This is a genomic window from Halomonas daqiaonensis (assembly GCF_900109725.1).
Classification (GTDB): Bacteria; Pseudomonadota; Gammaproteobacteria; order Pseudomonadales; family Halomonadaceae; genus Halomonas; species Halomonas daqiaonensis.
The window spans coordinates 97,974-123,929 of the sequence record NZ_FOBC01000011.1 but is presented as its reverse complement, the minus strand read 5'-3'; the positions used below and the strand labels follow the sequence as shown (position 1 = coordinate 123,929).

The window sequence follows — 25,956 nt, the reverse complement described above, 5'->3', positions numbered from 1 at the left end:
GTCGGTGTCCACCACCGTGATGTCGTTCTCCTCCCGGGCCAGGTGCTCGGCCAAGGTGCCGCCGACCTGGCCGGCGCCGAGAATGATGATCTTCATGGTCGTTGCTGTCCGCTCTAGTCAGACCGCGGGAATCGAGGGCGGCGCACCTTGTGCGCCGCAACATGACGGGACAAGCCTAAACCAGCCGCCGTGAGAAGAACAGGTCGCGCGTGTCAGTCCAGGGTGAAACCGACCTTGATGGTGACCTGCCAGTGGGAGACCCGCCCGTCCTCGATGTGCCCGCGGGTATCCGTGACCTCGAACCAGCGCATGCCATGCAGGCTCTCGGAGGCCTTGGTCAGGGCGCTCTGGATGGCGTCCTCGATGTTCTTCTCCGAGGAGCCGGTCAGTTCGATGTGCTTGTAGGTGTGGTGGCTCATGGGGCCTCCAGTGTCGTGGAAATGAAAAGCCCGCCATCAGGCGGGACGCTTCTCCAGTCTGGCATAGAAGAAGCCATCGTGGCTGTCGGGTTGCGGCAGTAATTGCCGCCCGGCGCCCGAGGGGCGGCCCCAGGCCATGTCGGCCAGGGTGCTCGCCACTGCATCCGGGCGGCGGGCGAGGAAGCGCTCGATCTGCTCGGCATTCTCCTCGGGCAGCACCGAGCAGGTGGCATAGAGCAGGGTGCCACCAGGGCGCAGTAGTGGCCAGAGATTGTCGAGCAGGCGAGCCTGGAGCTCAGTCAGCTTGGGGATATCCGAGGATCGCCGCAACCGCTTGATGTCGGGGTGGCGGCGGATGACGCCGCTGCCGGAACAGGGAGCATCGAGCAGGATGGCATCGAAGGGCGTGCCATCCCACCAGTCGTGGCTGGTGGCGTCACCCTCGGCCAGGGTGGCGGCGAGGCCCAGGCGCGCCAGGGTGTCCTCGACCCGAGCCAGGCGCGCCGCATCGCTGTCGACGGCCTGCAGGTCGATGTCGAACAGTTCCAGCAGGTGAGCGGCCTTGCCGCCGGGGGCGCAGCAGGCGTCCAGCACCCGGGCGCCGGGCCGCGGGGCCAGGGACGGGCCGAGCAGAACGGCGGCGAGTTGGGCCGACTCATCCTGGACGCTGGCATGTCCATCGGCGAAGCCCGGCAGGGCCAGGACGTCGACGGGCGTCTCCAGGGTGATGCCCTCAGGGGCATGGGGGCACAGCCGGCCCTCCAGGCCGGCGGCGATCAGGCGGTTCAGGTAGGCCTCGCGATCACCATGGCGACGGTTGATCCGCAGCGTCATGGGCCCAGGCGTATTGTTGGCCTCGCAGATGGCGCGCCAGTCGTCGGGCCAGGCCTTGCGCAGGGCCTTGAGCCACCACTGGGGATGCAGCAGCGCCACGGCTGGGTCGCGGTCGACCTCGGCCTGCAGCTTCGTGCTCTCGCGCTGCAGGCGGCGCAGGCAGCCGTTGAGCACCCGGGTGGCCCACTCCTTGCCCAGCAGGCGGGCGGCGCCGGCGGTCTCGCCCACGGCGGCATGGGCCGGAATACGCAGGTAGAGCAGTTGGTGGATGCCCAGCAGCAGCAGGGCCTGGACGTCGGCGTCGCGGGCCTTGAAGGGCTTGTCCAGAAGCTTGCCGGCCAGCGCCTCGAGGCGTGGCAGGGTGCGGCTGGTGCCATAGCAGAGCGCCTTGAACAGTGCCCGGTCACGGGCCACCACCTGATGGTCGTCGAGGCCGGTGAGCGAGCCCTTGCTGGTGATCACCGGGGCCAGGGCGCGGGCAGCGGCGGCTCGTACGGCCAGGCCGTTGTCGCGACTGCCTCCCCGGGAACGGGACGCGCTGGTTTCCTGACTCATGCCGTGGCCTCCTCATCGGTGTGTCCCAGTCGGGTGCCTGGCGCGAGGCGATCGGCGCGGGCCTTGAGTAGCTCGTGCACCGCCAGGGGGTTGGCGCCGGGTAGCTGGGCACGGGTCACCTCAAGCACCTGGTCGCCAGCTTCACCGCAGGCGATGCGCAGGGCATCGGGGCCATGGGCGAGCAGGGTGCCGGGGTGGATCGGTGCCTCGCCCGGCGCGGCAGAGGCCGCTCGCGCCATCAGCAGGCGCAGGCGGTCCTCTCCCAAGGCACACCAGGCCACTGGCCAGGGATTGAAGGCGCGGACTCTGGCCGCGAGCTCGGCGGCCGGGCGGTGGAAGTCGAGTTCCGCCTCGGCCTTGGAGAGCTTGGCGGCATAGGTGATCCCAGCCTCGGGCTGTGGGATGGCGGCAAGCCCCTCGCCGACCAGTGCATCCAAGGCCTCGACGATGGCTTCGCCGCCGAGGCTCGCCAGGCGGTCGTGGAGTTCGCCACCGGTGGTGGTGGCGGTGATCGGCGTGCGCCTGACCAGCAGCATGTCGCCGGTGTCGAGGCCGGCGTCCATCTGCATGATGGTCACGCCGCTCTCCTCGTCGCCGGCCTCGATGGCACGCTGGATGGGGGCCGCACCGCGCCAGCGCGGCAGAAGCGAGGCGTGTACGTTGAGGCAGCCCAGCGGGGGAATCTCGAGCACCGCACGGGGCAGGATCAGCCCGTAGGCCACCACCACCATGATGTCGGCCTCATGGCGCGCCAGCTCGGCCTGCACCGCGGGCGCTTTCAGGCTTGCTGGCTGGAAGACCGGCAGGTCACGCTCCTGTGCGAGGGCCTTCACGGGGCTCGGGGTCATCTTGCGGCCGCGGCCGGACGGCCGGTCGGGCTGAGTATAGACGGCAACGACGTCGTGGCGGCTTGCCAACAGCGCCGCCAGGCTCTCGGCGGCGAAGTCGGGAGTGCCGGCGAAGATGACGCGCAGGGGTCGGGACATGTTCAGGGCCTTGCCAGTGGGCGATGCCTTTCATGATAACGGAGCTGGCCGGAAACGACGAAGGCCGGCGCAATGGCGTCGGCCTTCTCGGGGAGCCTGTCAGGAGATCAGGGCGGGGGTCAGGCGGTCTGCATCTGCCGATGACGCTTCTGCATCTTCTTCGTTATCCGGTCGCGCTTGAGTGTAGAAAGGTAGTCGACGAACAGCACCCCTTCCAGATGATCGTATTCGTGCTGTATGCAGTGGGCGAGCAGGCCCTCGGCCTCCAGCTCGTAGGGCTGGCCGTCACGATCCTGGGCCTTGAGGTGAACCCTCAGGGCGCGGGGGATATCGGCATAGTATTCCGGAATCGACAGGCAGCCTTCCTGCATCGGTTCCCGCTCGTCGCCGATGGGTGTGAATTCCGGGTTGATCATTACCAGCGGGCGCATGCGATTGTCGCTGACATCCATGACGACCACCCGGCGGTGTACATCCACCTGGGTGGCGGCCAGTCCGATGCCGCTCGCGTCATACATGGTCTCGAGCATGTCGTCGACCAGCTGGCGCACCTCGTCGTCTACCGTCTCGACCGGCGTTGCGACGGTACGCAGGCGCTCGTCGGGAAATTCGAGGATGGGTAATTTGGCCATGGCGTTGGAATCACCGTTATGCTGTCATTTACAAGATGACACTATTCTAGGAGTTCGCGCTTGGTGGCGAAACTGCCGAGCGTGCATCATACCGATTGTATCTGACTATACCACGTCGCCGTCGTTCCATGGCGTCAGGCGTGAGGCCAGTAACGCGGGGGGAGAGCAGGGATGAGACAGACAGGATGTGCAGTGGGGTGGTGCCAGCGATTGAAAGGGGGGCTCGGTACCCTGCTGTTGGGTGGGGTCCTCGGCCTCGCTACCACCCTGGCCCAGGCCCAGGGACTCTCCTGGGAGGATGGCCTGAAGGGCGATGCCCCGGATCGCTACACGGTGGTCAGGGGGGACACGCTCTGGGACATCTCCGGACGTTTCCTGCAGCATCCCTGGCAGTGGCCCGAAGTGTGGCAGGTCAATCCGCAGATCGAGAACCCCCACCTGATCTATCCCGGCGATGTCGTCTACCTCTATGACTGCGACGGGCGCCCCTGCCTCGGTCTCGAGCGTGGCCAGGGCATCGTCCGGCTGTCACCCAAGGTCCGTACCACCTCGCACCGCGAGGCCATCGAGCCGATTCCCCTGGATGTCGTTCGCCACTTCCTGAGTGAGCACCGCGTTGTCGACGACCCCGAGGCGCTGGATGAACTGGCCTATGTGGTTGCCGGGGATGATGGCCGCCTGGTCAGCGGCGGTGGTGACCTCTTCTACGCCCGGGGCCGGGTCGAGGGTAGCGGTCGCTTCGGCATTTACCGGGTGGGCGAGCACTATATCGACAGCGCCAGCGGTGAGTCGCTAGGCCTCGAGCTGGAGAGCGTCGGGCAGGCGCGTCACCTGCGTCAGGAAGACGACATCGCAGTGATGGAGGTGACTTCCTCCAACCAGGAGGTGCGCAACAACGATATCGTACTGCCGCTCGAGGATCGCCAACTGGTCACCGAGTTCCTGCCCCGGGCCCCCGACCATGAGGTCGAGGGGCGCATTCTGGCAGTGCCAGGCGGCGTACGCTTCATCGGTCGCTTGCAGGTAGTAGCGATCGACCGCGGCCGGCGCGACGGCCTGGAGACGGGCCATGTGCTGACGGTCGAGCAGCGTGGCGAGTTGGTCGAAGATCCACGCACCGGCGAGATGTTGCGCCTGCCCGGCGAGGATGCCGGCCTGGTGATGATCTTCCGCCCCTATGAGAAGATGAGCTACGGCCTGGTGATGCAGGCCAGCAGCACTCTGTCCGTGGGTGATCGCATCCACAGCCCACAGCGCCTGCTGGATGCGGCGCTGCGCTAGGGCGGAGCCCGACGGTGCAGGCGCGCGAATGGCTGGCACTCGCCCGGTTGCCCGGCATGGGGGCTGCGCGCCTGGCCGAACTGGTGGCAGCACGTCCTGACTGGCCTGACGGCTGGCTTGCCGTGCTGCCGCATGAGGCGGCCATGGCCCTACGCTTGTGGCTCGACCATCCCGCCCGCAGCCCCCTATCGGCCGAGCTGTCAGCCGACGAGGCCTGGCTCGGTGCCGAACCAGGCCGACACCTGATCCACCCCGACCGCACGGCCTGGCCAAGACTGCTCGGGCAGATTGCCGATCCTCCGCCGGTGCTCTGGGCGCTCGGTGATCTCGAGGCCCTCGCGCCACCGCGGTTGGCCATGGTCGGTTCGCAGCGGCCGACCCGCGAAGGGCTCACCAATGCCGCAGGCTTCGCCCGGGAACTGGCCGGACGGGGCTGGTGCGTGGTCAGCGGCATGGCACTGGGCATCGATGCCGCCGCCCAGCAGGCGGCGCTCGACGCCGGCGGGAAAAGCGTGGCGGTACTCGGCTGCGGGGTGGACGTCGTCTACCCACCCCGCCACCATCGCCTTCACCGGCGCCTGCAGGAGCCCGGTGGACTGCTGGTCTCCGAGCATCCTCCCGGTACCCCGGCGCGGGCCGGCTTCTTCCCGCGACGCAACCGCATCGTCACCGGTCTCTCGCTGGGCGTGCTGGTAGTCGAGGCCGCCGAGAAAAGCGGCTCGCTGGTCAGTGCCCGGTTGGCCCTCGAGCAGAACCGCGAGGTCTTCGCGTTGCCCGGTTCGATCCACAATCCCATGGCGCGGGGCTGCCTGCAGCTGATCCGCGATGGTGCCGTGCTGGTCCGCGACCTCAACGATATCCTCGCCGAGCTCAGCCAGTGGGCCGTGGCCTGTGCCCCCGCGCCGGCTACTTCAGCGCCCGAGCCGGCAGAGGCGCGGGAGGATTCGCTGCTGCGCTGGCTGAGCGACACGCCTACGCCGGTGGATGCCCTGGTGGCCCTGACCGGCCGCGGCGTGGCCGACTGCCAACGCGGCCTGCTCGAACTGGAGCTGGAGGGCGCTGTGACCCAGACTGCCGGTGGCTGGGTGCGCCTGCTGACCCGGCCGGGAGCGTGATAGCATACGCCCCCTGAAGCCGCTCATCCGGCATGTCGAGGCAAGGCGAGGAGACCCATGATCGAGGCCAGTGCTCTTGATGAGGCCGTCGCGGCCCTTCGCGCGGGAGGCGTGATCGCCTATCCCACCGAGGCCGTCTGGGGGCTGGGATGCGACCCCGACGACGATGTGGCTCTGAGACGCCTGCTGCACCTCAAGGCACGCGATCCCGCCAAGGGCGTGATCCTGGTGGCGGCGAGCATCGACCAGCTTGCGCCCTGGCTGGAGGGGCTGCCCGCCGAGCAGCAGGCTTCCCTGGCGGCCAGTTGGCCGGGCCCCCACACCTGGCTGGTGCCCGACAACGGCCGTTCTCGCGCCCTGGTGCGCGGCGACCACGACCGCGTGGCGCTGCGAGTCAGTGACCATCCGCTGGTCGTGGCGCTGAGCCAGGCCTTCGGTGGACCACTGGTCTCGACCTCGGCCAACCGGGCAGGCGAGCCCCCGGCGATGAGTGCCGCGGAAATCCGTGCCACCTTCGACGATGAACTCGATGCCGTCCTTGACGGCCCACTGGGCGGCCTTGAGCGTCCCAGTACCATCCGCGACCTGGTCTCCGGCCGGGTGCTGCGTTCCTGAAGCATCCCCTTTCCAGCCCAGGAGACTCCGTTGGCCCACGCCCACCTCGATGACGTCAAGACCTATCTGCTCGACCTTCAGGAGCGCCTCTGTGCAGCCCTGGCCGAGGAGGACGGCAGCCACTTCCGCGAGGATGCCTGGGACCGGCCGGAGGGTGGAGGTGGCCGCTCTCGGGTGATCGAGGATGGCCGCCTCTTCGAGAAGGGCGGCGTTAACTTCTCCCATGTGTTCGGCGAGCGTCTGCCGCCCTCGGCCACCGCGGCGAGGCCGCAGCTCGTCGGGCGCAGCTTCCATGCGCTGGGGGTCTCCTGGGTGCTGCACCCGGAGAACCCCCATTTGCCCACCAGCCACGGCAACGTCCGCTTCCTGATTGCCGAAAAGGAGGGAGAAGACCCCGTCTGGTGGTTCGGTGGCGGCTTCGATCTGACGCCCTACTACCCGGTGCACGAGGACGTGGTGCATTGGCACCGGGTGGCGCGCGACGCCTGCGCCCCCTTCGGCGACGACGTCTATCCCCGCTACAAGGAATGGTGCGACGACTACTTCTACCTGAAACATCGCGACGAGACTCGCGGTGTCGGCGGACTCTTCTTCGACGACCTCAACGAAGGCGGCTTCGTCGAGTGTTTCGCTTTCCAGCAGGCGGTGGGCGATGCCTTCCTGGACGCCTACCTGCCCATCGTGCGACGCCGTCGCGATACGCCCTGGAGCGAGCGCGAGCGCGACTTCCAGCTCTATCGTCGTGGGCGCTACGTGGAGTTCAATCTGGTCTGGGACCGCGGCACCCTGTTCGGATTGCAGAGCGGCGGACGCACCGAATCGATCCTGATGTCGATGCCGCCCCTGGCGCGCTGGGAATACGACTGGCACCCCGAGCCCGGCAGCCCGGAGGCACGGCTGTATGACGACTATCTTCGTCCCCGCGACTGGCTGGGGGAAGAGGAGAACTACTCATGACCGATCGCTACTGCGTCTTCGGCCACCCGGTCGGCCATTCCAAGTCGCCGGCTATCCATGCCGCCTTCGCCGCGCAGATCAGGGACGATATCGACTACACCGCCATCGAGGCACCGCTGGATGATTTCGCCGGTGCCTGGTGGCGTTTCGTTGCCGAGGGCGGTCACGGGGCCAACGTCACCGTGCCCTTCAAGGAGGAGGCCTTTCGACTCTGCGATACGCTCAGCAAGCGTGCGCGACGGGCCGGGGCCGTGAATACCTTGATCGTGGGCAGCAACGACGCCAGTACCGATCGCAAGGTCTATGGCGATACCACCGACGGAATCGGCCTGGTGCACGATCTCAAGCGCCATGGCGTGGAACTGGCCGAGGCACGGATCCTGGTGTTGGGCGCCGGGGGGGCGGTACGCGGCGTACTGGAGCCGCTGCTGGCCGAGGGGCCGGCGAGCCTGCTGGTGGCCAATCGCACGGCGGCCAAGGCCGAGGCCCTGGCCACCGACTTCCGCGACCTGGGTGAGATCGCCGGCGGCGGCTTCGAAGCGGTAGACGGGCCCTTCGACCTGGTGATCAACGGCACCAGCACGAGCCTCGCCGGCGATCTGCCGCCGCTGCCCGATGATCTCTTCGCCCGGGACGCCACCGCATACGACATGATGTACGGCCCCGAACCCACGGTCTTCCTGCGCTGGGCCGCCGAGCGCGGTGCCCAGACCATCGACGGCCTGGGCATGCTGGTGGAGCAGGCGGCGGAATCCTTCTTCCAGTGGCGCGGCAGGCGTCCCGATACCGCCCCCGTGCTGGAGATGCTCAGGCAGGCGCTTTAAGGAAGCGCGACCGACTCTCGGAGCGCGAGGGGTGGCGGTTAAGGGATGCCGTCAGCGTCTCTTGACGTGGAGCCTTCAGCGTCTTTTGACATATAGCCCCACCATGCACAGCACCACGCCGGCCACCGAGGTTAGCATGCCGCCGTTGACCAGCCAGGGATGGCGGTCGATCCAGGGCACGAAAGGCTGAGCGGTCTCGCGGCAGACGCCCGACCGGTAGTCCCAGTGCCCCTCCTGGACGAGCAAGCACTCCCGTACGTCGCTCAGCTCCATGAAATAGACGCCCATCAGCACCAGGATGGGCAGTATCAGCAGCAGCAATCCGATCTTCAGCATGCGAGTCGAGCGTTCCTTCAGGGGCGCGGGCAGTTGGGTGTGCGGCCGGCGTTACGGGCCCGCTCATAGCGCGACATGGCCTCGCCCATGGATGCTTCCAGGCCGCCGATGCGCTGGCCGTGGCTCGGGTGGGTCGAAGCCCAGGCCGGCGGGCGGGCACCGCCTGCCATGTTGTTCCACAGCGCGATACTGGCTCGCGGGTCGAAGCCGGCCTCGGCCATCAGATAAAGGCCCAGGGTGTCGGCCTCGCTCTCGTGGCGCCGCGAGAAAGGCAGCAGGATGCCATACTGGGCGCCCATGCCCAGTGCCGCCATCATGGTTTCGCCCCCCGCGCCCTGCATGCCTGAGGCGGAGGAGATCACCGACAGGCCCAGCTGGGTAGCGGTCTGGGTGGACGCGCGCTCATTGGCATGGCGGGCCAGCACATGGGCTATCTCGTGGCCGATTACCGCGGCGAGCTGGTCCTGGTTCTGGGCAACATTGAGCAGGCCGGTGTTGATGCCCACGTAGCCACCCGGCAGGGCGAAGGCGTTGGCCTGCTCGGACTGGAAGACCTTGACCTGCCAGTTCTGGTTGCGCTCCCGCTCGGGTAGGGCGCGGATCACGGCCCCGGTGACGCACTGCACGTAGCGCAGCGGTGCGCCGCCGACTGTCGGCAGCTCCTGCTGGTACTGGGCGAAGGCCTGGGCCCCCATCTGGTCGAGCTGCTCGTCGGACATCAGGGTGAGCTGCGAGCGCCCGGTGGGCGAGGTGGTGCAGGCGGCGAGGCTGACGCTAAGGGCGCCAACGGCGAGCAGATGGGTCCAACGCATGGAAAGCTCCTTTTGGTTCCAGATCACTGAGACTCTGGACGGGGGGCGAGGTTCGCCACAAGATACCCCGAACGCCGGTGAGGTCAACCGCGGAAAATGCACACCGGGAGGAAGCCATCATGGACGCCGAGCTGTCGCGTCGTTTGCTTAAGCTGCTGGATCGCGTCGAACACTGGCTGCCGCCACCGCCGGTGGAGGTGGACTGGGAGCGGGACGTCGCCGCCCTCTGGCAGCGTCATGCCCTCGGCGGGCGCTTGCTGCCGGTCCCGCCACGGGACGCCCTGACGCTCGATGACCTGCTGGGGATCGAGCGCCAGAAGTTGGCGCTGGTCGATAACACCCGCGCCTTCCTTCAGGGCCTTCCGGCCAACCACGCCCTGCTGTGGGGCTCGCGAGGCAGCGGCAAGTCGTCCCTGATCCGCGCCCTGCTCAACAGCCTTTGCGACGAAGGGTTACGCTTGGTGCAGGTGGACCGCCATGACCTCTCGGCGTTGCCGATGCTGGTGGAGCAGTTGCGCCACCAGCGCCAGCGTTTCGTCGTCTACTGCGATGATCTTTCCTTCGAGGGCCACGACGATGCCTACAAGGCGCTGAAGAGCGTGCTGGACGGGGCCCTGACCGGCCCGCCGCCCAACGTGCTGCTCTACGCCACCTCCAATCGCCGCCACCTGCTGCCGGAGTCGATGAGCGACAATGAGGGCTCGCGGCTGGTGGGTGACGAACTCCACCATGGCGATGCCGTGGAGGAGAAGATCTCGCTGTCCGACCGCTTCGGCCTATGGCTGGGCTTCCACCCCTTCAATCAGGATGTCTACCTGGAGGCCTGCTGTCACTGGGTTACCCAGTTGGGCCATCGCAATGACTGGAACGAGGAGGCGCGGGCCGAGGCGATCCGTTTTGCCACTCTGCGCGGCGGTCGCAGCGGCCGCGGCGCCTGGCAGTTCGCCACCCAATGGGTGGGCAAGCGCCGCCTGCACGGAGAGTAGCAGACTATTCCAGAATTGGATCCTGGCGGCGGGGCTGATCCGGCGACAGGCCTTCGAGCGGGGCCGGCCCTCCGGGGGCGCTGTGAACCCTTCCATGGGCGCTACCGACGCCCTGCTGCGCTCTCGCGTCCCGCTGCGCTTGCAGGTCCGGTGCTGGACATCCTTGGCCAGCCCGTTCGGAGCAATGCTCCTCACCCCTGGCGTAGGACTCCCTCTACGTCCTGTCCCAGGCGCCCCCCCTATGTGCAACTGCAAAGTGCTGTCAGCGGCGACGGCTGTTACGCGCTTCCTTGGTGCGCCCCAGCTCGCGCTTCTTGGCCTTCTCCCGGTCGCTGGCTCCGGCCAAGGGATCGTAGGGGTTCTCCGCCGACCGGAACTCGAAGCGCATGGGGGTACCGCGCACCTTGAGCACCTTGCGGAAAGTGTTGGTCAGGTAGCGCTTGTAGGCTTCCGGCAGCGAGCCGGTCTGGTTGCCGTGGACCACGACGATCGGCGGATTGCTGCCACCCTGGTGGGCCATGCGCAGCTTGATGCGTCGCCCGCGCACCAGGGGCGGCTGGTGGGCATCCACGGCATCCTGGAGGATGGTGGTCAGGCGGTTGGTGGACCAGTGGGCGTTGGCCGAGGCGAAGGCGCGCTCCAGCGAGGGGTAGAGGTCGCCCACCCCCGTGCCGTGCAGCGCCGAGATGAAGTGCAGGTCGGCATAGTCGGTGAAGCCCAGGCGGCGCTTGATCTCGCTGCGCATCGACTCCTTGGCCTCGTGCTCCAGGCCGTCCCACTTGTTGACCGCCAGCACCAGGGCACGCCCGCTGGTCAGCACGTAGTCCAGCAGGTGCAGGTCCTGCTCCACCAGGCCACTGCGGGCATCCAGCACCACGATGGCGACGTGGCACTCCTTGATCGCCTCCAGGGTCTTGATGATCGAGAACTTCTCAGCCACCTCGCGGACGTTCTTGCGGCGGCGTACCCCTGCGGTATCCACCAGCACGTAGGGCTTGCCGCGCCGCTCGAAGGGGATCTCGATGGCGTCGCGGGTGGTGCCTGCCTCGTCGAAGACCACCACCCGCTCCTCGCCGAGCAGGCGGTTGACCAGGGTCGACTTGCCCACGTTGGGGCGGCCGATCACGCCGATGCGGATGCCCTTGGTGCCGGTGTCCGCAGGGATGCTCTCGTCGCGCGCGGGGAAGGGCTCGAGCACCTCCTCGATGAGGGTGGTGACGTTGCGGCCGTGGGCCGCGGCGACCGGATGCGGGTCGCCCAGTCCCAACTGCCAGAAGTCGGCCATGGCGCTGTGCTCTTCCAGGCCGTCGACCTTGTTGACCACCAGCCAGGTCTTCTTCTGGTTGACCCGCAAATGGTTGGCGATGGCCTCGTCGGCGACGTTGAGGCCGGCACGAGCGTCGACCATGAACAGCACGATGTCGGCCTCGTCGATGGCCACCAGCGACTGCTCCGCCATGGCCGCGTCGATGCCCTCCTCGTCACCGCTGATGCCGCCCGTATCGATCACGGTGTAGGCCTTGTCGCCGAGCATGCCGTTGCCGTACTTGCGATCGCGGGTCAACCCGGGGAAGTCCGCCACCAGGGCGTCCCGTGAGCGGGTCAGTCGGTTGAACAGCGTCGACTTGCCGACGTTGGGGCGGCCGACCAAGGCGATCACCGGCGTCGTCATGGACGAAGCTCCAGGGCTTCAAGGGTGCCGTCGTTGGCCAGCGCATAGATGCGGCGGCGGTCGGTTAGCGGGCGCACGCCGATCCCCGAACCGTCGACGCGAGTGCGCCCGACGATCTCGCCCTCGCGGGCATCGATCAGGTGCAGGTAGCCCTCGACGTCGCCCACCACCAGGTGGTCGGTGGCGAAGGCGGGTGCGGTGAGAGCGCGCCCCTCGAGTGATTCGTTGCGCCATATCTCGCTGCCGGACGCGGCATCCACGGCGATGACGTGACTGGCCTCGTCGACCACGAACAGGAAGTCCCCCACGAGGATCGGGGTGTGGTAGCTGGAAAGCTCGCGTGACCACTGCATCTCGCCGGAGCGGGCATCGAGGGCGGCCAGGCGGCCGTTGTAGCTGGTCACGAAGAGCCGGCCGTCCTGGGTGAGGACCGGCTGGCCGGCCAGGTCAACCAGGCGGTCGATCTCGCTGCGCCCCTGAGGGATGGCGATGCGGCGCTCCCAGAGCGGCTGGCCGCTGCTGTTTTCCAGTGTCACCAGGCGGCCGCTGGCGAAGCCGGCGAAGGTGACCGGGTCGATCACCGTGGGTGTGCCGGTGCCGCGCAGGGTCAGCGAGGGACGCGAGCCATTATAGACCCAGCGCTCGTCGCCGTTGGCACGGTCTAGGGCGGTGACACTGCCATCGACCGCCTGGACCACCAGCAACTGCTGATTGGCCTGGGGTGCCGCCAGCACCTCGCTGGTGACCCGCGCGCGCCACTGGACCTCGCCGTCGGCCTGGTCCAGGGAGAGCACCTCGCCGTTGCGGGTGGCCAGATAGAGGCTGCCGGCCACGGCGGTCAGGCTACTGGAGACCGGGGTGTCGAGCTCGACCTCCCAGCGGGAGTTGCCGCTGTTGGCATCAAGGGCTTCCACCAGGCCACGGCCGTCGGCAGCGAAGAGGGTGTCACCGTCCTGGGCCGGCGCCACCGGGTAGCCGGCCTCTCCCAGTCCCTTGCCGACGCGCTCGCGCCACAGGGTCGTCACCTCGGTGGTGGCGTTCAGGGACTGCAACTCACGCTGGGGGTACTCGGGTTCGGCCTTGCCGGCACAGCCGGCCAGTAGGGCCAGGGCGGTGGTGGCGGCAATCAACAGGCTCGGTCTCAGGGTCGATCTCATAGGGTGGCCTCCTCGGCACCGAGGTCATCCAGCTTGAGCTGGACGCCGTACAGCGGCTGGTCACGTTCATCGGCGAGCGTCAGGGCCTGGCGCCAAGCCTCACGGGCCTGGTCAGCGCGCCCCAAGGCATGCTGGGCATTGCCCCGTACCTCGGCGCGCTGGGCCGCCAGGGCCTCGGGTACGCCCTCCAGGGTGGTCAGGGCCGTCTCGGCGCTGCCCTCGGCGAGCTGAAGGCGGGCTAGGCGCAGCCTCGCCAGGCCTGCGATGTAGTCGCGTTCGCTGCCCTCGGCTACTGTCTCCAGGGCGGCCTGCGCCTGGGCCCGGTCACCCGCATCGACGGCCAGGCGGGCGTCGAGCAGCCGTGCCAGGTCGGCGTAAAGGGTCGTGCCGTGCTCGGCGGTGATCTCCCTGACCAGCTCGTCGGCACGCTGTCGGGCCTGCTCGTCCAGGTTATCCCGGCCGGTGAGGTCGAGCAGCTGCTGGTAGCGCAGGGAGGCGGCCTCGGCCTTGCTCGCCTGATAGTCCTGCCAGGCGTTCCAGCCAAATACGCCGGCCCCGGCAATGACCACGCCGGCGATCAGCGAGGTACCGTTCTCCTTCCACCAGCGCTTGATCGCCTCTAGCTGTTCTTCCTCGGTCTTCAGCTCCGCCACGGGCGGTCTCCTCTGATGCAGGTGTCCGTCAGGCGAAGGATTCGCCTTCCAGCAGGGATGTCAGGGTGTCGGTGAGCTCTGCCAGGGAGAGGCGCCGTTGCTCGCGCTCCTCGCGCAGGAACTTCAGGGCCACGCTGCCTTCGGCCAGCTCGTCCTCACCGAGCAGCAGGGCCAGTCGGGCGCCGCTGCGGTCGGCCTTCTTCATGCGGCTCTTGAAGCTGCCGCTGCCGCAGTGCATTTGCAGTCGCAGCTCGGGGAGGCTTTCGCGCAGGCGTTCGCCGAGCAGCAGGGCGGCGGCGGTGGCCGCCTCGCCCATGGGCAGCAGATAGACGTCCAGCTCATCATGCACGGTGTCGGGTACCAGCCCCAGGGTATCGAGCAGCAGCACCAGCCGTTCGATGCCCATGGCGAAGCCCACCGCCGGGGTCGACTTGCCACCGAGCTGCTCCACCAGGCCGTCGTATCGGCCACCGGCGCACACCGTACCCTGGCTGCCCAGGGCCGTGGTGGTCCACTCGAAGACGGTGCGGCCGTAGTAGTCCAGGCCGCGCACCAGCCGCGGGTTGATCACGTAGTCGATGCCGGCGGCATCGAGCAGCGCACAGAGTTGCTCGAAGTGCGCCCGGGATTCGTCATCCAGGTGGTCCATCAGCTGCGGCGCGGCATCGAGCATCTCGGCCATGTCGGGATTCTTGGAGTCGAGGATGCGCATCGGGTTGCTGGTCAGGCGCCGGCGGGAGTCCTCGTCGAGCAGAGCATGATGCTGCTCGAAGTAGGCCACCAGGGTATCGCGGTAGGCGGCCCGTGCCTCGGCTGAGCCCAGGGAGTTGAGCTCGAGGGTGACATGCTCGTACAGGCCAAGGACCTTCCAGAGGCGGGCCGAGAGCAGGATCGTCTCGACATCGATGTCCGGTCCCTCGAGGCCGAAGGCCTCCACGCCGACCTGATGGAACTGGCGGTAGCGGCCCTTCTGGGGGCGCTCGTGACGGAACATGGGGCCCTGGTACCACAGGCGCTGGGTCTGGTTGTGCAGCAGGCCGTGCTCCATGGCGGCGCGCACGCAGCTCGCCGTGCCCTCGGGGCGCAGGGTCAGGCTGTCGCCGTTGCGGTCATCGAAGGTGTACATCTCCTTCTCGACGATGTCGGTGACTTCACCGATGGAGCGCTTGAACAGCGCGGTCTGCTCGACGATGGGCGTGCGAATTTCGGCGTAGCCATAGCGCTGCATCAGCGCATGGACCTGACCCTCGACGTACTGCCACAGCGCCGACTGTTCCGGCAGCAGGTCGTTCATGCCACGGATGGCCTGGATCTTCTTCTTGCCGGGTTCATTCTGACTGGCTGGGGACTTGCTCAATGCTTGCTCCTTGTCTTCTCGCCGGACGCCGTTCAGGCGTCCCGGGCGATGACATCCTGTTCGGCCTGCTGCTTCTCGCGGACCTTGTCACGGATCATCCGCTCCAGGTCGTCCACCAGGTGGTCGTTGCGCAGCTTGCTCGCCGGCTTGCCGTCGATGTAGACGAGGTTGGCGGGGCTGCCGCCGGTGAGGCCGATATCGCTCTCCTTCGCCTCGCCCGGGCCGTTGACCACACAGCCGATCACCGAGACGTCGAGTGGCGTCATGACGTCCTCGAGACGCTCCTCGAGGGCGTTCATGGTGGCGATGACGTCGAAATTCTGGCGTGAGCAGCTCGGGCAGGCGATGAAATTGATGCCCTTGCTGCGCAGCCGCAGGCTCTTGAGCATGTCATAGCCGACCTTGATCTCCTCGACCGGATCGGCCGCCAGCGAGACGCGGATGGTGTCGCCGATGCCGTCCATCAGCAGCATGCCCAGCCCGATGGACGACTTGACAGTGCCCGAGCGCAGCCCACCGGCCTCGGTGATGCCCAGGTGCAGTGGCTGCTCGATGCGCGTGGCCAGATCACGATAGGCGGCCACGGCCATGAAGACGTCGGAGGCCTTGACGCTGACCTTGAAGTCGGGGAAGTCGAGGCGGTCGAGGTGGTCGATATGGCGCATGGCAGACTCGACGAGGGCCGCGGGCGTGGGCTCGCCATATTTCTTCTGCAGGTCCTTCTCCAGCGAGCCGGCATTGACGCCGATGCGAATCGGGATACCGTTGTCGCGGGCGGCCGAGACCACGGCGCGAACGCGCTCTTCCTTGCCGATATTGCCGGGGTTGATGCGCAGGCAGTCGACGCCGAGTTCGGCGACGCGCAGGGCGATCTTGTAGTCGAAGTGAATGTCGGCGACCAGCGGCACCTCGACCTCGCGCTTGATGCGCCCGAAGGCCTCGGCGGCGTCCATGTCGGGCACCGAGACGCGCACGATATCGGCGCCGGCGGTCTCGAGCTGGCGGATCTGGGCCACGGTGGCGGCCACGTCCAGGGTATCGGTATTGGTCATGCTCTGGACGGAAATGGGGGCATCGCCCCCGACCGGCACCTTGCCGACATGGATCTGGCGCGATTTGCGGCGAACGATGGGGGATTGTGCGTGCATGGTGACGGAATCATTCTCCCAGGGTGAAGCGGGCGACATTGTTGGCACCGGCGCGGGCCTCGAGGTCCACGGGCTCGCCTTGCCAGACCAGCTCGACGCCGGTGGCGTTGCCCACGGTCATGCGGAACGGCGGTTCGCCTTCGACGCTGGCGGTGGTGCCAGGTTCCTGCAGGCCGACGAAGATGCGCTGGTTATTGGCGTCGAAGATCTCGGTCCAGGACTGCTCGTTGAAGGTCAGCTCCAGCAGGCGAGGGTCCGGCTCCGGGGCGGTCGGCTCCTCGGGCGCACTTTCCTCCGTGGCACTTTGCTCTGTGGCAATTTCCTCCGCAGCACCCACCTCGGCGGCGTCCTCGTCCACGGCCGTTTCGGCGAGGCCGGTATCGACCTCCTCGGTCGGGGCGGGGTCGGGGCCGGCGTCATCCTGCGGCGTCTCGGTGGCGATCGCCTCCGTGCCGGTGATGGCCTCGATGTCTTCCTCAGGCAGCGGCGGCAGGCTCTCCGGCTCGGCTTCGGGGGGCGGATTGGCGGAATCGGTAACGACGCTGGAGCCATCGAGTCTATCGACGGCTACCGGATCGCTATCACCGATGCCCGGTGGCTCGTTGCCGCCGCGGCTCTGCCACCACATCAGCGTCAGGCCGATCAGGCCGGCCAGTACCAGCAGGGTCATCAGGCGGAACAGCCAGACGCCCAGGCGCGAAGGCGGCCGGGTGACCTGAACCGGGGTGACCTTGCGCTGGATGGCATCATCGCTGCCGTAGAGGGTGCGATAGGCCTCCAGCACCGGGGTATCATCGATGCCCAGCAAGTTGGCGTAGGCGCGTAGGTAGCCTCGACGATAGGTGGCAATCGGCACCTCCTCGTAGCTGTCCTCTTCCAGGCTACGGATCACCGCCGGCCGCAAGTTCAGGGCGGCGGCGACCTCCTCGCGGTCGAGCCCCTGGACTTCGCGCTCGCGATGCAGCATCTCGCCCGGCGAGGCCTGGCGTGGTGCGGTCTCGGCGGCATCATCGGTGTGAATGTCGCTCATGGCTGAGCATCCTTGGTCAGAAAACGGTGGTCAGAGCCCGGCATGGGATCACTCCAGCTGGTCGGCATAGAAGCTGGCAGTGGCCGGGTCGCCGCGATCCCGGGCGATGTCACGGGCCAGGCGCAGGGCCTCGGCACGAGGGCCTGCCAGACGCATATAGGTTTCGAGCTGCTGCTCGGCGCGCTCGAGGTTGCCCTGGGTGTACTCGAGTTCGGCTAACAGCAAGTAGCTGCGCGATCGACGCGGGGCGATGGCCTGGGCGCGGGCCAGGCTCTCGCGGGCGGCCTCGATGTCGCCCATCTCGAGCCGGCACTGGCCGAGGTTGGCGAACAGCTGGCCGCGGTTGTCGTACTGGGTATCGCGGGAGGCCTGTTCGAGCTGCTCGCAGGCCTCGGCCAGGCGGCCACGATCATACAGGAAAGCGGCGTAGTTGTTGCGTGCCCGGGTGAACGACGAGTCGGCCTCGACGGCGCGTCGGAAGGTCTCGCCGGCCAACTTTGTCTCGCCCTGGCGCTGGTAGACCATGGCCATGGCCTGCAGAGCCTCGGCATCGTGGGGTTCGATCTCCAGGGCACGATCCAGGGCATTCATGGCGCGCTGCAGGTTGTTGCGTTCGAGGTAGGCGACACCGAGACGGGTATAGGCCTCGGCGGCCTCGTTGCCGCTGCTCCCGGCCAGGTTGGTCTGGGTGGCGCAGCCGGTCAGCCACAGCGAGGCCAGCAGCATGGTGGCGGCGGGTATCTGCCTCAGGCCGATCATGTGCTGGCGACGAGTCATGGCATCCTCTCCGGGTGGGCGCGGAACCGGTCGCCGTGGTTGGCTCTCGACACGCGGCCGGCGGTGAAAAAAGGCCCGTCCATCAAAGCGCCGAGCCCGGTTGAAGTCAAGGCGCCCCCGGTCAGTCGGCGTCGATCTGGATGGACTGGATATAGCGTTCGTGGCGCTTGGTGCGATCCTTGACGCGGCCCACCAGCTGGCCGCAGGCAGCATCGATGTCGTCACCGCGGGTGGTGCGGATGGGTGCCGTGTAGCCCAGCTCATAGAGCCACTGCTGGAAGCGCATCAGCTGGTTGCGCGACGGTTTCTCGTATCCCGAGTGCGGGAAAGGATTGAACGGGATCAGGTTGATCTTGCACGGCAGCTCCTCGAGCAGGGCGGCGAGCTGCTCGGCGTGCTCCTGCTGGTCGTTGACGTCCTTGATCACGGTGTACTCGATGGTCACCATCCGCGTGTCATGGCACTTGGCCAGGTAGCGTTGGCAGGCGTCGAGCAGGGAGCGGATGTTGTACTTGCGGTTGAGCGGTACCAGCTCGTTGCGCAGCTCGTCGTTGGCGGCATGCAGCGAGATGGCCAGGCTCACGTCGAGCTCGTCGCCGAGCTTGTCGATCATCGGCACCACGCCCGACGTGGAGAGCGTGACGCGACGCTTGGAGAGGCCGTAGCCGTCGTCGTCGAGCATCAGCTTCATCGCCGGCACGACGTTGTCATAGTTCAACAACGGCTCGCCCATGCCCATCATCACCACGTTGGTGACGGGGCGGTTGGCAGTGTTGCGGCGCGGGCCCACGCTGCGCTGGGCCACCCATACCTGGCCGATGATCTCGGCAGCGGTGAGGTTGCGCTGGAAGCCCTGCTTGCCGGTGGAGCAGAAACTGCAGTCCAGCGAGCAACCGACCTGGGAGGAGACGCACAGGGTGCGGCGCTTGCCGTTGTCGGCGGGAATCAGCACCGTCTCCACGTAACTGCCGTCCTCCACCTCGAGTACCCACTTGCGGGTGCCGTCGCTGGAGCTGCCCTCGTAGACCACACCCGGGCCGCGGATCTCGGCGACCTCGGCCAGGCGCGAGCGCAGCGCCTTGGAGAGGTTGGTCATTGCCGCGAAGTCATCGCAGCCCTCGATATGGATCCACTTCATCACCTGGGCGGCACGGAACTTCTTCTCGCCGATGGAGAGAAAGAAGGCTTCCATCTCCTCGCGAGTCATGCCGAGCAGGTTGGTGAGAGCGGGAACAGTGGTGGCGGTCATGGCGGTCAGCGAGTCGTTGGAGCAAGGCGGGGGTGAGGCCACCCCCGCGGGAGAGGCATGATCAGCCGCGCGGGCAGATCTCATCAGCCTCGAAGAAATAGGCAATCTCGCGCTCGGCGGATTCCGGGGAATCGGAGCCATGCACGGCGTTGGCGTCGATGGTCTCGGCGAAGTCGGCGCGGATGGTGCCGGGTGCGGCTTCCTTGGGGTTGGTGGCACCCATCAGGTCGCGGTTCTTGGCCACGGCGTCCTCGCCCTCGAGCACCTGCACGACCACCGGCCCGGAGGTCATGAAGCCGACCAGGTCCTTGAAGAAAGGCCGCTCCTTGTGCTCAGCATAGAAGCCGCCGGCCTTTTCCTCGGAGAGCTGCAGCATCTTGGCGGCCACGATCTTCAGGCCGGCCTTCTCGAAGCGGCTCTCGATCTCGCCGATCACGTTCTTGGCGACGGCATCGGGCTTGATGATGGACAGGGTGCGCTGGTTGGCCATGGGGGCATGTCTCCGGTTGGCTGGATGAAGTTGCTATGGATGCAGGTGCGATGGATAGCGACGCACCGCCCTAGGCTCCGCAGGGGAGAGGGCGGCACTGCAAATCGGATAAGATGGGCCGGCGTGTCTGCAGCGGTCGCCGAACCGGGCGGGGAGTATAACGCCCCGGGCCGGCGTTGAACAATCGTTCAGACGCTGAAGCTCTCGCCGCAGCCACACTGGTCCTTGACGTTGGGGTTGTTGAAACGGAAGAAGCGGTTGAGCCCCTCCGAGACATAGTCGACTTCGCTGCCATCGAGCATCTCCAGGGCCTCGGGGGCGACGAAGACCGTCACGCCGTGTTCCTCGAAGGTCACGTCGTCATTGGCCGCCTCGTCGGCGAAGTCGAGCACATAGCTGTAGCCGGAGCAGCCGCTGGGCTTGACCGAGACCCGCAGGCCAAGGCCGTGGCCCCGCTCATCGAGCACCCGATGGATCTGCTCGGCGGCGGCATTGGTGATCGAAAGGTGCGCCATGGTCTCTCTCCTGAATGGGGTAGGGTCAGACCGCCCGGCGACGCAGCCCTCCCAGGGCGTGTCGCAGGGCATCCAGTGTGCGATCGATGTCGGCCTCGGTGGTGAAGCGGCCGAAGCTGAAGCGTAGCGAGGCCAGCGCCAGGGGGCGCGGCAGGCCGATGCCCTTCAGGACATAGGAGGGCTCGACGCTCGCCGAGTTGCAGGCCGAGCCGGTGGACAGCGCGATGTCGCGCAACGCCATCAGCAACGACTCGCCCTCTATTCCCTCGAAGGCCAGGTTGAGGATGTTGGGGACCGCCACCTCGACCGCCGTGTTGTGGTGAATGCCGTCGAGATTGCCGAGCCCCTCGAGCAGGCGGTCGCGCAGCGCGGTGATGCGCGCCTGGTCGGCCCCGCCTTCGGCAGCGGCGATGGCGAAGGCCTGGCCCATGCCGGCGATCTGGTGGGTGGACAAGGTCCCGGAGCGCATTCCGCGTTCGTGGCCGCCGCCGTGGATCAGCGCTTCCAGGCGGATGTCGGGGCTGCGCCGCACGTAGAGGGCACCGATACCCTTGGGGCCGTAGGCCTTGTGGCCGGAGAGTGACATCAGGTCGATGCCGAGCCGGCTGACGTCCAGCGGGATGCGGCCCATCGCCTGGGCCGCATCCACATGGAAGGTGGCACCGAAGGCATGGGTCACCTCGGCCAGCGCCGCCAGATCGTGGATGACGCCCAACTCGTTGTTCACGGCCATCAGCGAGACCAGCACGGTATCGTCGCGCATGGCCTCGCGCAGCTGCTCGGGCGTGACACGTCCGTCACGGCCCGGTGTCAGCCAGGTCACCTCGAAGCCCTCGTCTTCCAGCGCCGAGGCGGTGTCGACCACCGCCTTGTGCTCGACGATGGAGGTCACCAGGTGGCGACCACGAGCGCGATTGGCCCGCATGAAGCCGGTCAGCGCGAGGTTGTCGGCCTCGGTGGCGCCGCTGGTCCAGACGATCTCGCGGGGGTCGGCAGCGATCAGGTCAGCGACCTGGCGGCGGGCACTCTCTACGACCTGCTCCGCCTGCCAGCCGAGCATGTGACTGCGCGAGGCGGGGTTGGCGAAGATGCCGTCGAGGGTCAGATATTGGCTCATGACCTCCGCGACCCGCGGGTCGACCGGGGTGGTGGCGGCATAATCGAGGTAGACGGGTGCGATCATGGGTTCGCTGTTCTGCTATGCAATCGGGCTGCGGGAAGGGGTGACAGTGACGGCGATTCAGGTGGTGGAAGCAAGGATGCCGTCATCCCACCGGCCACGCTGGCGGTTGGCGATGGCCTGGATCTCCCCGCGCCCGGCCAACTGGGCCAGGGTGACCTTCTGCAAGAAGTCGTGGATGTGCTCGGAGAGTTCGCACCACAGGTGGTGGGTCAGGCAGGTGTCGCCCTGTTGGCAATCCGATAGCCCGCCGCAGCGGGTGGTGTCCACGGACTCGTTCACCGCTTCGATGACCTGGGCCACGGTGATGCCCTCCGCTGCCTGGGCCAGCAAGTAGCCGCCGCCCGGGCCTCGCACGCTGTCAACCAGCCGGGCACGCCGTAACCGCGCGAACAGCTGCTCCAGGTAGGAGAGCGAGATCTCCTGACGTTTCGAGATGTCGGCGAGGCTGATGGGGCCGGTGTCGGCATTCATGGCCAGGTCGAGCATGGCGGTGACGGCGTAGCGTCCCTTGGTGGTCAGGCGCATGAGGAACTCACCTCGGCACCGACACGCGGGTCGGCAGTCAATGAACGTGATCCGCCATTATGGTAAAGACCGAGTATCGCGGTCAACCATTGTGCCGGCGAGGGGCCGCGTCCTGGTCGCCCTGAGCCGAGTCATCCGCGCTCCGCTCGTCCTGCTCTTCTCGGGGTGGGCAGCAGCTGTCCACGTCGGCGAGGATCTCGGCGAAGTCCTCGTCGCGCAGCTCCGGCAGGCGGCCGTCACGGTAGTTGGCGTCGACCTTGCGCAGTGTCGAGCACATGCGCTCGATTCGCTCGTCCACGGCGTGCATGTGATCGAGCATCGCCTGAATGGAGCGGGCCACCGGGTCGGGCATGTCCTGGCTGACGCCGTAGGCATCGAAGCCGAACTTGCGCTGCATCGCCTCGCGACGCGCCGGATCCACTTCCAGCTCCTCGGCCTGGTCCGGATCGACGCGCTGCACCACCTTGCCGGGAATGCCGACCACGGTGGCGCCGGCAGGCACTTCCTTGGTGACCACGGCGTTGGAACCGATCTTGGCCCCGGCACCCACGCGGAAGGGGCCCAGTATCTTGGCGCCGGCACCGATGATCACACCGTCTTCCAGGGTCGGGTGGCGCTTGCCCTGGTTCCAGCTGGTTCCGCCCAGGGTCACGCCCTGATAGAGGGTGACATCGTCGCCCACCTCGGCCGTCTCGCCGATGACCACGCCCATGCCGTGGTCGATGAAGAACCGTCGGCCGATGGTCGCCCCGGGGTGGATCTCGATGCCGGTCAGCCAGCGTGAGAAACTGGAGAGGCTACGCGCCAGCCACTTGAGGTTCTTCCGCCACAGCCAGTGACTGCAGCGATGGATGAGCAGAGCATGCAGGCCCGGATAGTTGGTCAACACTTCCAGAAAGTTGCGTGCCGCCGGGTCGCGGGCGAATACGCTGTTGATGTCCTCGCGCAGACGTTCAAGCATGCAGCGGTCCTTGGGTGGCGGGGCGAAGGGGAATGGCCTTCATAGTGGGGGCGCGGTGAGCCGGCTTCAAGTTGCGTCTGCTCTAGTCGCGGCGTTCGGCATGCTGCTCGGTGGCGGTGAGGATGCCGCGCAGGATGTTGAGTTCCATGCGCTCGGGGCGGGCCCGCAGGGTGAAGCGACGCAGCCGGGCCATCAGCTGACGCGGGGTGGCCGGGTCGTGAAAGCCAATGGCGACCAGGGTGCGCTCCAGGTGCTCGAAGTAGTTCTCTAGCTCCTGGTGGCTGGCCAGCGGCTGGGCCGGTGCCATGTCGGCCTCACCGGGCATTTCCTGCTGCGCAAGCCAGGCCTGTCGGCATTCATAGGCCAGCACCTGCACCGCGGCGGCCAGGTTCAGAGAGCTGAAGTCAGGGTTGGTGGGGATGTGCACATGGGCATGGCAGCGCTGCAGCTCCGCGTTGGAAAGGCCACTGTCCTCGCGGCCGAAGACCAGCGCGACACGTGCCTCGGAACTGGCCAGCTCCGTAGGAAGTCGGTCAGCCAGGGCGCGGGGGGTGATCATCGGCCATGGCAGGGTGCGCGAGCGGGCGCTGGCCCCGACGACCAGGGTGCAGTCGCTGGCCGCCTGCTCCAGGGTTTCCACTGTTTGGGCGCCATGCACGATGTGATCGGCGCCCGAAGCGCGGGACACGGTATCGGCGGTGAGTGGCTCGCAGCGCGGCGCCACCAGGGCCAGGTCAGCCAGCCCCATGTTGTGCATGGCGCGGGCCGTGCCGCCGATGTTGCCGGGGTGGCTGGTGCCGATCAGGACGATGCGAATGCGCTCGAGCATGGTGGGGCCTGTAGATCCTGGAGAGAGGCGAAAGCGAACGATTCTATCACGCCGGCCGGGTGCGTCGAATGGCGCGCCCCGCGCGCTTCTGCTAGGATGCGCGCCGTCCCGTTCTTTAACACCACCGACTCCCCAAGGCCCGATCATGCATCCGATGGTCCAATTCGCGTTGCGTGCGGCACGCAGCGCCGGCGAACAGTTTCTGCGCATCCGCGAGCGAATCGAGAACTCCCACCAGGAGCACAACCTCGACCGCCTGCTCGAGGATGCCGCCCGCAATGCCGAGACGCTGATCGCCCGTCAGCTCGCCCGCGGCTACCCCGAGCACGGCATCGAAGGACGCTTCACCCCTCACCGCGCCGGTGAAGGCGAGGGCGCCGACACCCTATGGAGGATCGAACCCTTCCACGGCTACTCCAACCTCAGCGTCGCCGCCCCCGGCTTCGCGCTGTCGGTGGTGTGTCTCGTCAAGGGCCGCCCGGAGCATGCGGTGGTGATCTGTCCCTTCAGCGATGACGAATACCTGGCCAGCCGTGGGCGCGGTGCCCAGCTCAACGGCAAGCGTCTGCGCGTGTCGAAGAACACCGCCGTGGACGGTACCCGGATCGCCATGAGCCTGCCCGAGACCTGGCTGCGCTCGCGGTTCCTGCCCTCCTACCTGACCCTGGTACAGCAGCTTGGCCCGCAGATCGAGCTCCAGCGTGCCTCGGGCAGCGGCCTTCTCGACATCGCCGAGCTGGCGGCAGGGCGTGCGGATGCCGCCTTCGTGCTGGGCCTGGAGGAGCAGGATCTTCACGTCGGCTCGCTGCTGCTCAAGGAGAGCGGCGCCCTGATGGGCACACCCGATGGCCAGCCGAGTGTCGAGATCGAGGGCCGCCTGATGGCCGCCGGACCGCGCCTCTACAAGGCGCTGGTGCAGCAGCTCAAGCCGCACTTTTAAGCTCCAAGCGCCGAGCTAAAAGCGCCAAGGTAAGGAAAACCCCCATCGGATAGGCTCCGGTGGGGGTTTTCGTTGGTGATCACGATAATCGAGGCATCATTCTGCGGCGCTCGGCGCTCGGCGCTCGGCGCTCGGCGCTCGGCGCTCGGCGCTCGGCGCTCGGCGCTCGGCGCTCGGCGCTCGGCGCTCGGCGCTAGGGCAATTCCTCTGCCTCGGGATCTTCCTTCTTCGCCGGGATCAGGTCCTCGCGATCCAGATGCACGGTCAATAGCAGCGCTGAGGCCACGTAGATGGACGAGAAGGTCCCCACCACCACGCCGGCGATCAGGGCGATGGAGAAGAAGTGGATCATGTCACCGCCCAGGAAGAAGAGCGCGAAGAGCACCAGCAGCGTGGTGCCGGAGGTCGCCAGGGTCCGCGACAGGGTCATGTTGATCGCTTCGTTGAAGATCGCCGGCATGTCATCGATGCGTGACTTGCGGATGGTTTCGCGGATGCGGTCGTAGACCACGATGGTATCGTTGAGCGAGTAGCCGATCACTGCCAGCAGGGCGGCGAGTACGGTGAGGTCGAACTCGAACTGGAACAGCGAGAAGATGCCGACCACGATGACCACGTCGTGCAGCAGCGCCAGCAGCGCGCCGATGGCGAACTTGTACTGGAAGCGGGCGGCCACGTAGAGCATCACGATGCCCAGCGCCACCAGTAGGCCCATGCCGCTCTGATCGCGCAGCTGGTCGCCCACCTGGGCGCCGACGAACTCGGCACGCACCAGCTGCACATCGTCACCGAGGTTGCGCAGCAGGCTTACCACCTGCTCGCCGACATCCGGATCGAAGGCCTGTTGCAGGCGGATCAGTACCTCGGTGGAGGCACCGAAGGTCTGCACCGAGACGTCGCGGAACCCGCTGCTCTCCAGGGTCTGGCGAATGGCATCCAGCGAGGGCGCCACCGCGTAGCGGACCTCCACCAAGGTGCCGCCGGTGAAGTCCAGTCCCAGGTTGAGTCCCTGGAACAGCAGCGAGGCGATCGACACCAGCAGCATCAGGCCCGAGATCGCGAAGGCGATCCGGCGCTTGCCCATGAAGTCGATCTGTCGGTTGACGAGGGATTTCATT

The 25,956-nt window shown here is 67.2% G+C and carries 29 protein-coding genes; 7 read left to right on the top strand and 22 right to left on the bottom strand.

The genetic code is table 11. The annotated features are described in order from the left end of the window. From BMY30_RS10715 to def, 5 genes are all read right to left on the bottom strand, one after another. On the bottom strand, positions 1–96 hold a 96-nt coding region (locus BMY30_RS10715), incomplete at its 3' end, for an NAD-binding protein (RefSeq protein WP_139195489.1). Between the two features lie 116 nt (positions 97–212). Then, positions 213–419, bottom strand: coding sequence for a dodecin (locus BMY30_RS10710; RefSeq protein WP_089713448.1), 207 nt, complete (start codon positions 417–419; stop codon positions 213–215). A gap of 36 nt (positions 420–455) precedes the next feature. After that, complete coding sequence (gene rsmB / locus BMY30_RS10705; RefSeq protein ID WP_089713446.1) at positions 456–1,808, bottom strand: 16S rRNA (cytosine(967)-C(5))-methyltransferase RsmB; 1,353 nt, start codon at positions 1,806–1,808, stop codon at positions 456–458. Continuing rightward, positions 1,805–2,794: a methionyl-tRNA formyltransferase gene (gene fmt / locus BMY30_RS10700; RefSeq protein ID WP_089713444.1), complete on the bottom strand. Its 990-nt coding sequence runs from the start codon at positions 2,792–2,794 to the stop codon at positions 1,805–1,807. The genes rsmB and fmt overlap by 4 nt, the downstream gene beginning before the upstream one ends. A gap of 119 nt (positions 2,795–2,913) precedes the next feature. Beyond that, positions 2,914–3,426 carry a peptide deformylase gene (gene def, locus BMY30_RS10695; RefSeq protein ID WP_089713442.1) on the bottom strand — a complete coding sequence of 171 codons (513 nt, stop codon included), beginning with the start codon at positions 3,424–3,426 and terminating at the stop codon, positions 2,914–2,916. A 171-nt stretch (positions 3,427–3,597) separates the two neighbouring features. Between def and BMY30_RS10690 the strand changes: the two genes are divergently transcribed. The 5 genes from BMY30_RS10690 to aroE are packed head-to-tail and all read left to right on the top strand — an operon-like array spanning position 3,598 to position 8,218. Beyond that, positions 3,598–4,707, top strand: a complete 1,110-nt coding sequence (locus tag BMY30_RS10690) for a LysM peptidoglycan-binding domain-containing protein (RefSeq protein ID WP_089713440.1) — start codon at positions 3,598–3,600, stop codon at positions 4,705–4,707. Positions 4,708–4,721: 14 nt separating this feature from the next. Further along, positions 4,722–5,822: a DNA-processing protein DprA gene (gene dprA, locus BMY30_RS10685; RefSeq protein WP_170840118.1), complete on the top strand. Its 1,101-nt coding sequence runs from the start codon at positions 4,722–4,724 to the stop codon at positions 5,820–5,822. A gap of 57 nt (positions 5,823–5,879) precedes the next feature. Further along, positions 5,880–6,437 (top strand): L-threonylcarbamoyladenylate synthase type 1 TsaC, encoded by a 558-nt coding sequence (gene tsaC, locus BMY30_RS10680; protein WP_089713438.1) that lies wholly within the window; start codon positions 5,880–5,882, stop codon positions 6,435–6,437. A gap of 30 nt (positions 6,438–6,467) precedes the next feature. After that, a complete protein-coding gene (gene hemF, locus BMY30_RS10675) occupies positions 6,468–7,394 on the top strand; it encodes an oxygen-dependent coproporphyrinogen oxidase (protein ID WP_089713436.1) in 927 nt (308 codons plus the stop codon). Beyond that, complete coding sequence (gene aroE / locus BMY30_RS10670) at positions 7,391–8,218, top strand: shikimate dehydrogenase (RefSeq protein WP_089713434.1); 828 nt, start codon at positions 7,391–7,393, stop codon at positions 8,216–8,218. The genes hemF and aroE overlap by 4 nt, the downstream gene beginning before the upstream one ends. Positions 8,219–8,293: 75 nt before the next feature. Here the strand turns inward: aroE and BMY30_RS10665 are convergent, their stop codons facing one another. Both BMY30_RS10665 and BMY30_RS10660 read right to left on the bottom strand, forming a co-directional pair. After that, positions 8,294–8,554 (bottom strand): hypothetical protein, encoded by a 261-nt coding sequence (locus BMY30_RS10665; protein ID WP_089713432.1) that lies wholly within the window; start codon positions 8,552–8,554, stop codon positions 8,294–8,296. 17 nt (positions 8,555–8,571) lie between these two features. Beyond that, complete coding sequence (locus tag BMY30_RS10660) at positions 8,572–9,366, bottom strand: M48 family metallopeptidase (RefSeq protein ID WP_089713430.1); 795 nt, start codon at positions 9,364–9,366, stop codon at positions 8,572–8,574. 119 nt (positions 9,367–9,485) lie between these two features. Between BMY30_RS10660 and BMY30_RS10655 the strand changes: the two genes are divergently transcribed. Next, complete coding sequence (locus BMY30_RS10655) at positions 9,486–10,352, top strand: ATP-binding protein (protein WP_089713428.1); 867 nt, start codon at positions 9,486–9,488, stop codon at positions 10,350–10,352. 262 nt (positions 10,353–10,614) lie between these two features. Here BMY30_RS10655 and der read toward each other — a convergent pair whose 3' ends face one another. The 14 genes from der to BMY30_RS10585 form a co-directional block, all read right to left on the bottom strand. After that, entirely contained in the window at positions 10,615–12,024 is a 1,410-nt protein-coding gene (gene der / locus BMY30_RS10650) for a ribosome biogenesis GTPase Der (protein ID WP_089713426.1), read from the bottom strand. Next, entirely contained in the window at positions 12,021–13,181 is a 1,161-nt protein-coding gene (gene bamB / locus BMY30_RS10645) for an outer membrane protein assembly factor BamB (RefSeq protein ID WP_089713424.1), read from the bottom strand. The genes der and bamB overlap by 4 nt, the downstream gene beginning before the upstream one ends. Beyond that, complete coding sequence (locus tag BMY30_RS10640; RefSeq protein ID WP_089713422.1) at positions 13,178–13,834, bottom strand: YfgM family protein; 657 nt, start codon at positions 13,832–13,834, stop codon at positions 13,178–13,180. The genes bamB and BMY30_RS10640 overlap by 4 nt, the downstream gene beginning before the upstream one ends. A gap of 28 nt (positions 13,835–13,862) precedes the next feature. Continuing rightward, complete coding sequence (gene hisS, locus BMY30_RS10635; protein ID WP_280140889.1) at positions 13,863–15,191, bottom strand: histidine--tRNA ligase; 1,329 nt, start codon at positions 15,189–15,191, stop codon at positions 13,863–13,865. Positions 15,192–15,223: 32 nt separating this feature from the next. Continuing rightward, positions 15,224–16,339: a flavodoxin-dependent (E)-4-hydroxy-3-methylbut-2-enyl-diphosphate synthase gene (gene ispG, locus BMY30_RS10630; protein WP_089713421.1), complete on the bottom strand. Its 1,116-nt coding sequence runs from the start codon at positions 16,337–16,339 to the stop codon at positions 15,224–15,226. 10 nt (positions 16,340–16,349) lie between these two features. Beyond that, positions 16,350–17,369, bottom strand: a complete 1,020-nt coding sequence (locus BMY30_RS10625) for a RodZ domain-containing protein (RefSeq protein WP_089713419.1) — start codon at positions 17,367–17,369, stop codon at positions 16,350–16,352. A gap of 48 nt (positions 17,370–17,417) precedes the next feature. Beyond that, positions 17,418–18,146, bottom strand: coding sequence for a type IV pilus biogenesis/stability protein PilW (pilW, locus tag BMY30_RS10620; protein ID WP_089713418.1), 729 nt, complete (start codon positions 18,144–18,146; stop codon positions 17,418–17,420). A gap of 121 nt (positions 18,147–18,267) precedes the next feature. Continuing rightward, positions 18,268–19,395 (bottom strand): dual-specificity RNA methyltransferase RlmN, encoded by a 1,128-nt coding sequence (gene rlmN, locus BMY30_RS10615; protein WP_089713416.1) that lies wholly within the window; start codon positions 19,393–19,395, stop codon positions 18,268–18,270. 61 nt (positions 19,396–19,456) lie between these two features. After that, a complete protein-coding gene (gene ndk, locus BMY30_RS10610; RefSeq protein ID WP_089713414.1) occupies positions 19,457–19,885 on the bottom strand; it encodes a nucleoside-diphosphate kinase in 429 nt (142 codons plus the stop codon). Between the two features lie 188 nt (positions 19,886–20,073). Next, entirely contained in the window at positions 20,074–20,400 is a 327-nt protein-coding gene (locus tag BMY30_RS10605) for a HesB/IscA family protein (RefSeq protein WP_089713411.1), read from the bottom strand. Positions 20,401–20,425: 25 nt separating this feature from the next. Next, a complete protein-coding gene (locus BMY30_RS10600) occupies positions 20,426–21,583 on the bottom strand; it encodes an aminotransferase class V-fold PLP-dependent enzyme (RefSeq protein WP_089713409.1) in 1,158 nt (385 codons plus the stop codon). 57 nt (positions 21,584–21,640) lie between these two features. Beyond that, positions 21,641–22,108, bottom strand: a complete 468-nt coding sequence (gene iscR, locus BMY30_RS10595; RefSeq protein ID WP_089713407.1) for a Fe-S cluster assembly transcriptional regulator IscR — start codon at positions 22,106–22,108, stop codon at positions 21,641–21,643. Between the two features lie 82 nt (positions 22,109–22,190). Next, positions 22,191–23,069, bottom strand: coding sequence for a serine O-acetyltransferase (gene cysE, locus BMY30_RS10590; protein WP_089713405.1), 879 nt, complete (start codon positions 23,067–23,069; stop codon positions 22,191–22,193). Positions 23,070–23,151: 82 nt separating this feature from the next. Continuing rightward, a complete protein-coding gene (locus BMY30_RS10585) occupies positions 23,152–23,898 on the bottom strand; it encodes an RNA methyltransferase (RefSeq protein ID WP_089713403.1) in 747 nt (248 codons plus the stop codon). Between the two features lie 145 nt (positions 23,899–24,043). On the opposite strand from BMY30_RS10585, the gene BMY30_RS10580 reads away from it, so the two are divergent. Further along, complete coding sequence (locus BMY30_RS10580; RefSeq protein WP_089713401.1) at positions 24,044–24,838, top strand: inositol monophosphatase family protein; 795 nt, start codon at positions 24,044–24,046, stop codon at positions 24,836–24,838. 193 nt (positions 24,839–25,031) lie between these two features. Here the strand turns inward: BMY30_RS10580 and secF are convergent, their stop codons facing one another. Continuing rightward, positions 25,032–25,955 (bottom strand): protein translocase subunit SecF, encoded by a 924-nt coding sequence (gene secF, locus BMY30_RS10575; protein WP_089713399.1) that lies wholly within the window; start codon positions 25,953–25,955, stop codon positions 25,032–25,034. Position 25,956: the final 1 nt, after the last annotated feature.

Excerpts from the sequence above, each read along its gene's own strand:
- secF (WP_089713399.1), bottom strand. The coding sequence starts at position 25,955 with ATGAAATCCCTCGTCAACCGACAGATCGACTTCATGGGCAAGCGCCGG.
- BMY30_RS10605 (WP_089713411.1), bottom strand. The coding sequence starts at position 20,400 with ATGGCGCACCTTTCGATCACCAATGCCGCCGCCGAGCAGATCCATCGG.
- BMY30_RS10690 (WP_089713440.1), top strand. The coding sequence starts at position 3,598 with ATGAGACAGACAGGATGTGCAGTGGGGTGGTGCCAGCGATTGAAAGGG.
- bamB (WP_089713424.1), bottom strand. The coding sequence starts at position 13,181 with ATGAGATCGACCCTGAGACCGAGCCTGTTGATTGCCGCCACCACCGCC.
- def (WP_089713442.1), bottom strand. The coding sequence starts at position 3,426 with ATGGCCAAATTACCCATCCTCGAATTTCCCGACGAGCGCCTGCGTACC.
- fmt (WP_089713444.1), bottom strand. The coding sequence starts at position 2,794 with ATGTCCCGACCCCTGCGCGTCATCTTCGCCGGCACTCCCGACTTCGCC.
- iscR (WP_089713407.1), bottom strand. The coding sequence starts at position 22,108 with ATGCGCCTGACCACCAAGGGACGCTACGCCGTCACCGCCATGCTCGAC.
- pilW (WP_089713418.1), bottom strand. The coding sequence starts at position 18,146 with ATGACTCGTCGCCAGCACATGATCGGCCTGAGGCAGATACCCGCCGCC.
- BMY30_RS10655 (WP_089713428.1), top strand. The coding sequence starts at position 9,486 with ATGGACGCCGAGCTGTCGCGTCGTTTGCTTAAGCTGCTGGATCGCGTC.
- tsaC (WP_089713438.1), top strand. The coding sequence starts at position 5,880 with ATGATCGAGGCCAGTGCTCTTGATGAGGCCGTCGCGGCCCTTCGCGCG.
- ispG (WP_089713421.1), bottom strand. The coding sequence starts at position 16,339 with ATGCACGCACAATCCCCCATCGTTCGCCGCAAATCGCGCCAGATCCAT.
- rsmB (WP_089713446.1), bottom strand. The coding sequence starts at position 1,808 with ATGAGTCAGGAAACCAGCGCGTCCCGTTCCCGGGGAGGCAGTCGCGAC.
- BMY30_RS10585 (WP_089713403.1), bottom strand. The coding sequence starts at position 23,898 with ATGCTCGAGCGCATTCGCATCGTCCTGATCGGCACCAGCCACCCCGGC.
- cysE (WP_089713405.1), bottom strand. The coding sequence starts at position 23,069 with ATGCTTGAACGTCTGCGCGAGGACATCAACAGCGTATTCGCCCGCGAC.
- der (WP_089713426.1), bottom strand. The coding sequence starts at position 12,024 with ATGACGACGCCGGTGATCGCCTTGGTCGGCCGCCCCAACGTCGGCAAG.
- rlmN (WP_089713416.1), bottom strand. The coding sequence starts at position 19,395 with ATGACCGCCACCACTGTTCCCGCTCTCACCAACCTGCTCGGCATGACT.
- BMY30_RS10710 (WP_089713448.1), bottom strand. The coding sequence starts at position 419 with ATGAGCCACCACACCTACAAGCACATCGAACTGACCGGCTCCTCGGAG.
- BMY30_RS10665 (WP_089713432.1), bottom strand. The coding sequence starts at position 8,554 with ATGCTGAAGATCGGATTGCTGCTGCTGATACTGCCCATCCTGGTGCTG.
- ndk (WP_089713414.1), bottom strand. The coding sequence starts at position 19,885 with ATGGCCAACCAGCGCACCCTGTCCATCATCAAGCCCGATGCCGTCGCC.
- BMY30_RS10600 (WP_089713409.1), bottom strand. The coding sequence starts at position 21,583 with ATGATCGCACCCGTCTACCTCGATTATGCCGCCACCACCCCGGTCGAC.
- BMY30_RS10580 (WP_089713401.1), top strand. The coding sequence starts at position 24,044 with ATGCATCCGATGGTCCAATTCGCGTTGCGTGCGGCACGCAGCGCCGGC.
- BMY30_RS10660 (WP_089713430.1), bottom strand. The coding sequence starts at position 9,366 with ATGCGTTGGACCCATCTGCTCGCCGTTGGCGCCCTTAGCGTCAGCCTC.
- BMY30_RS10625 (WP_089713419.1), bottom strand. The coding sequence starts at position 17,369 with ATGAGCGACATTCACACCGATGATGCCGCCGAGACCGCACCACGCCAG.
- aroE (WP_089713434.1), top strand. The coding sequence starts at position 7,391 with ATGACCGATCGCTACTGCGTCTTCGGCCACCCGGTCGGCCATTCCAAG.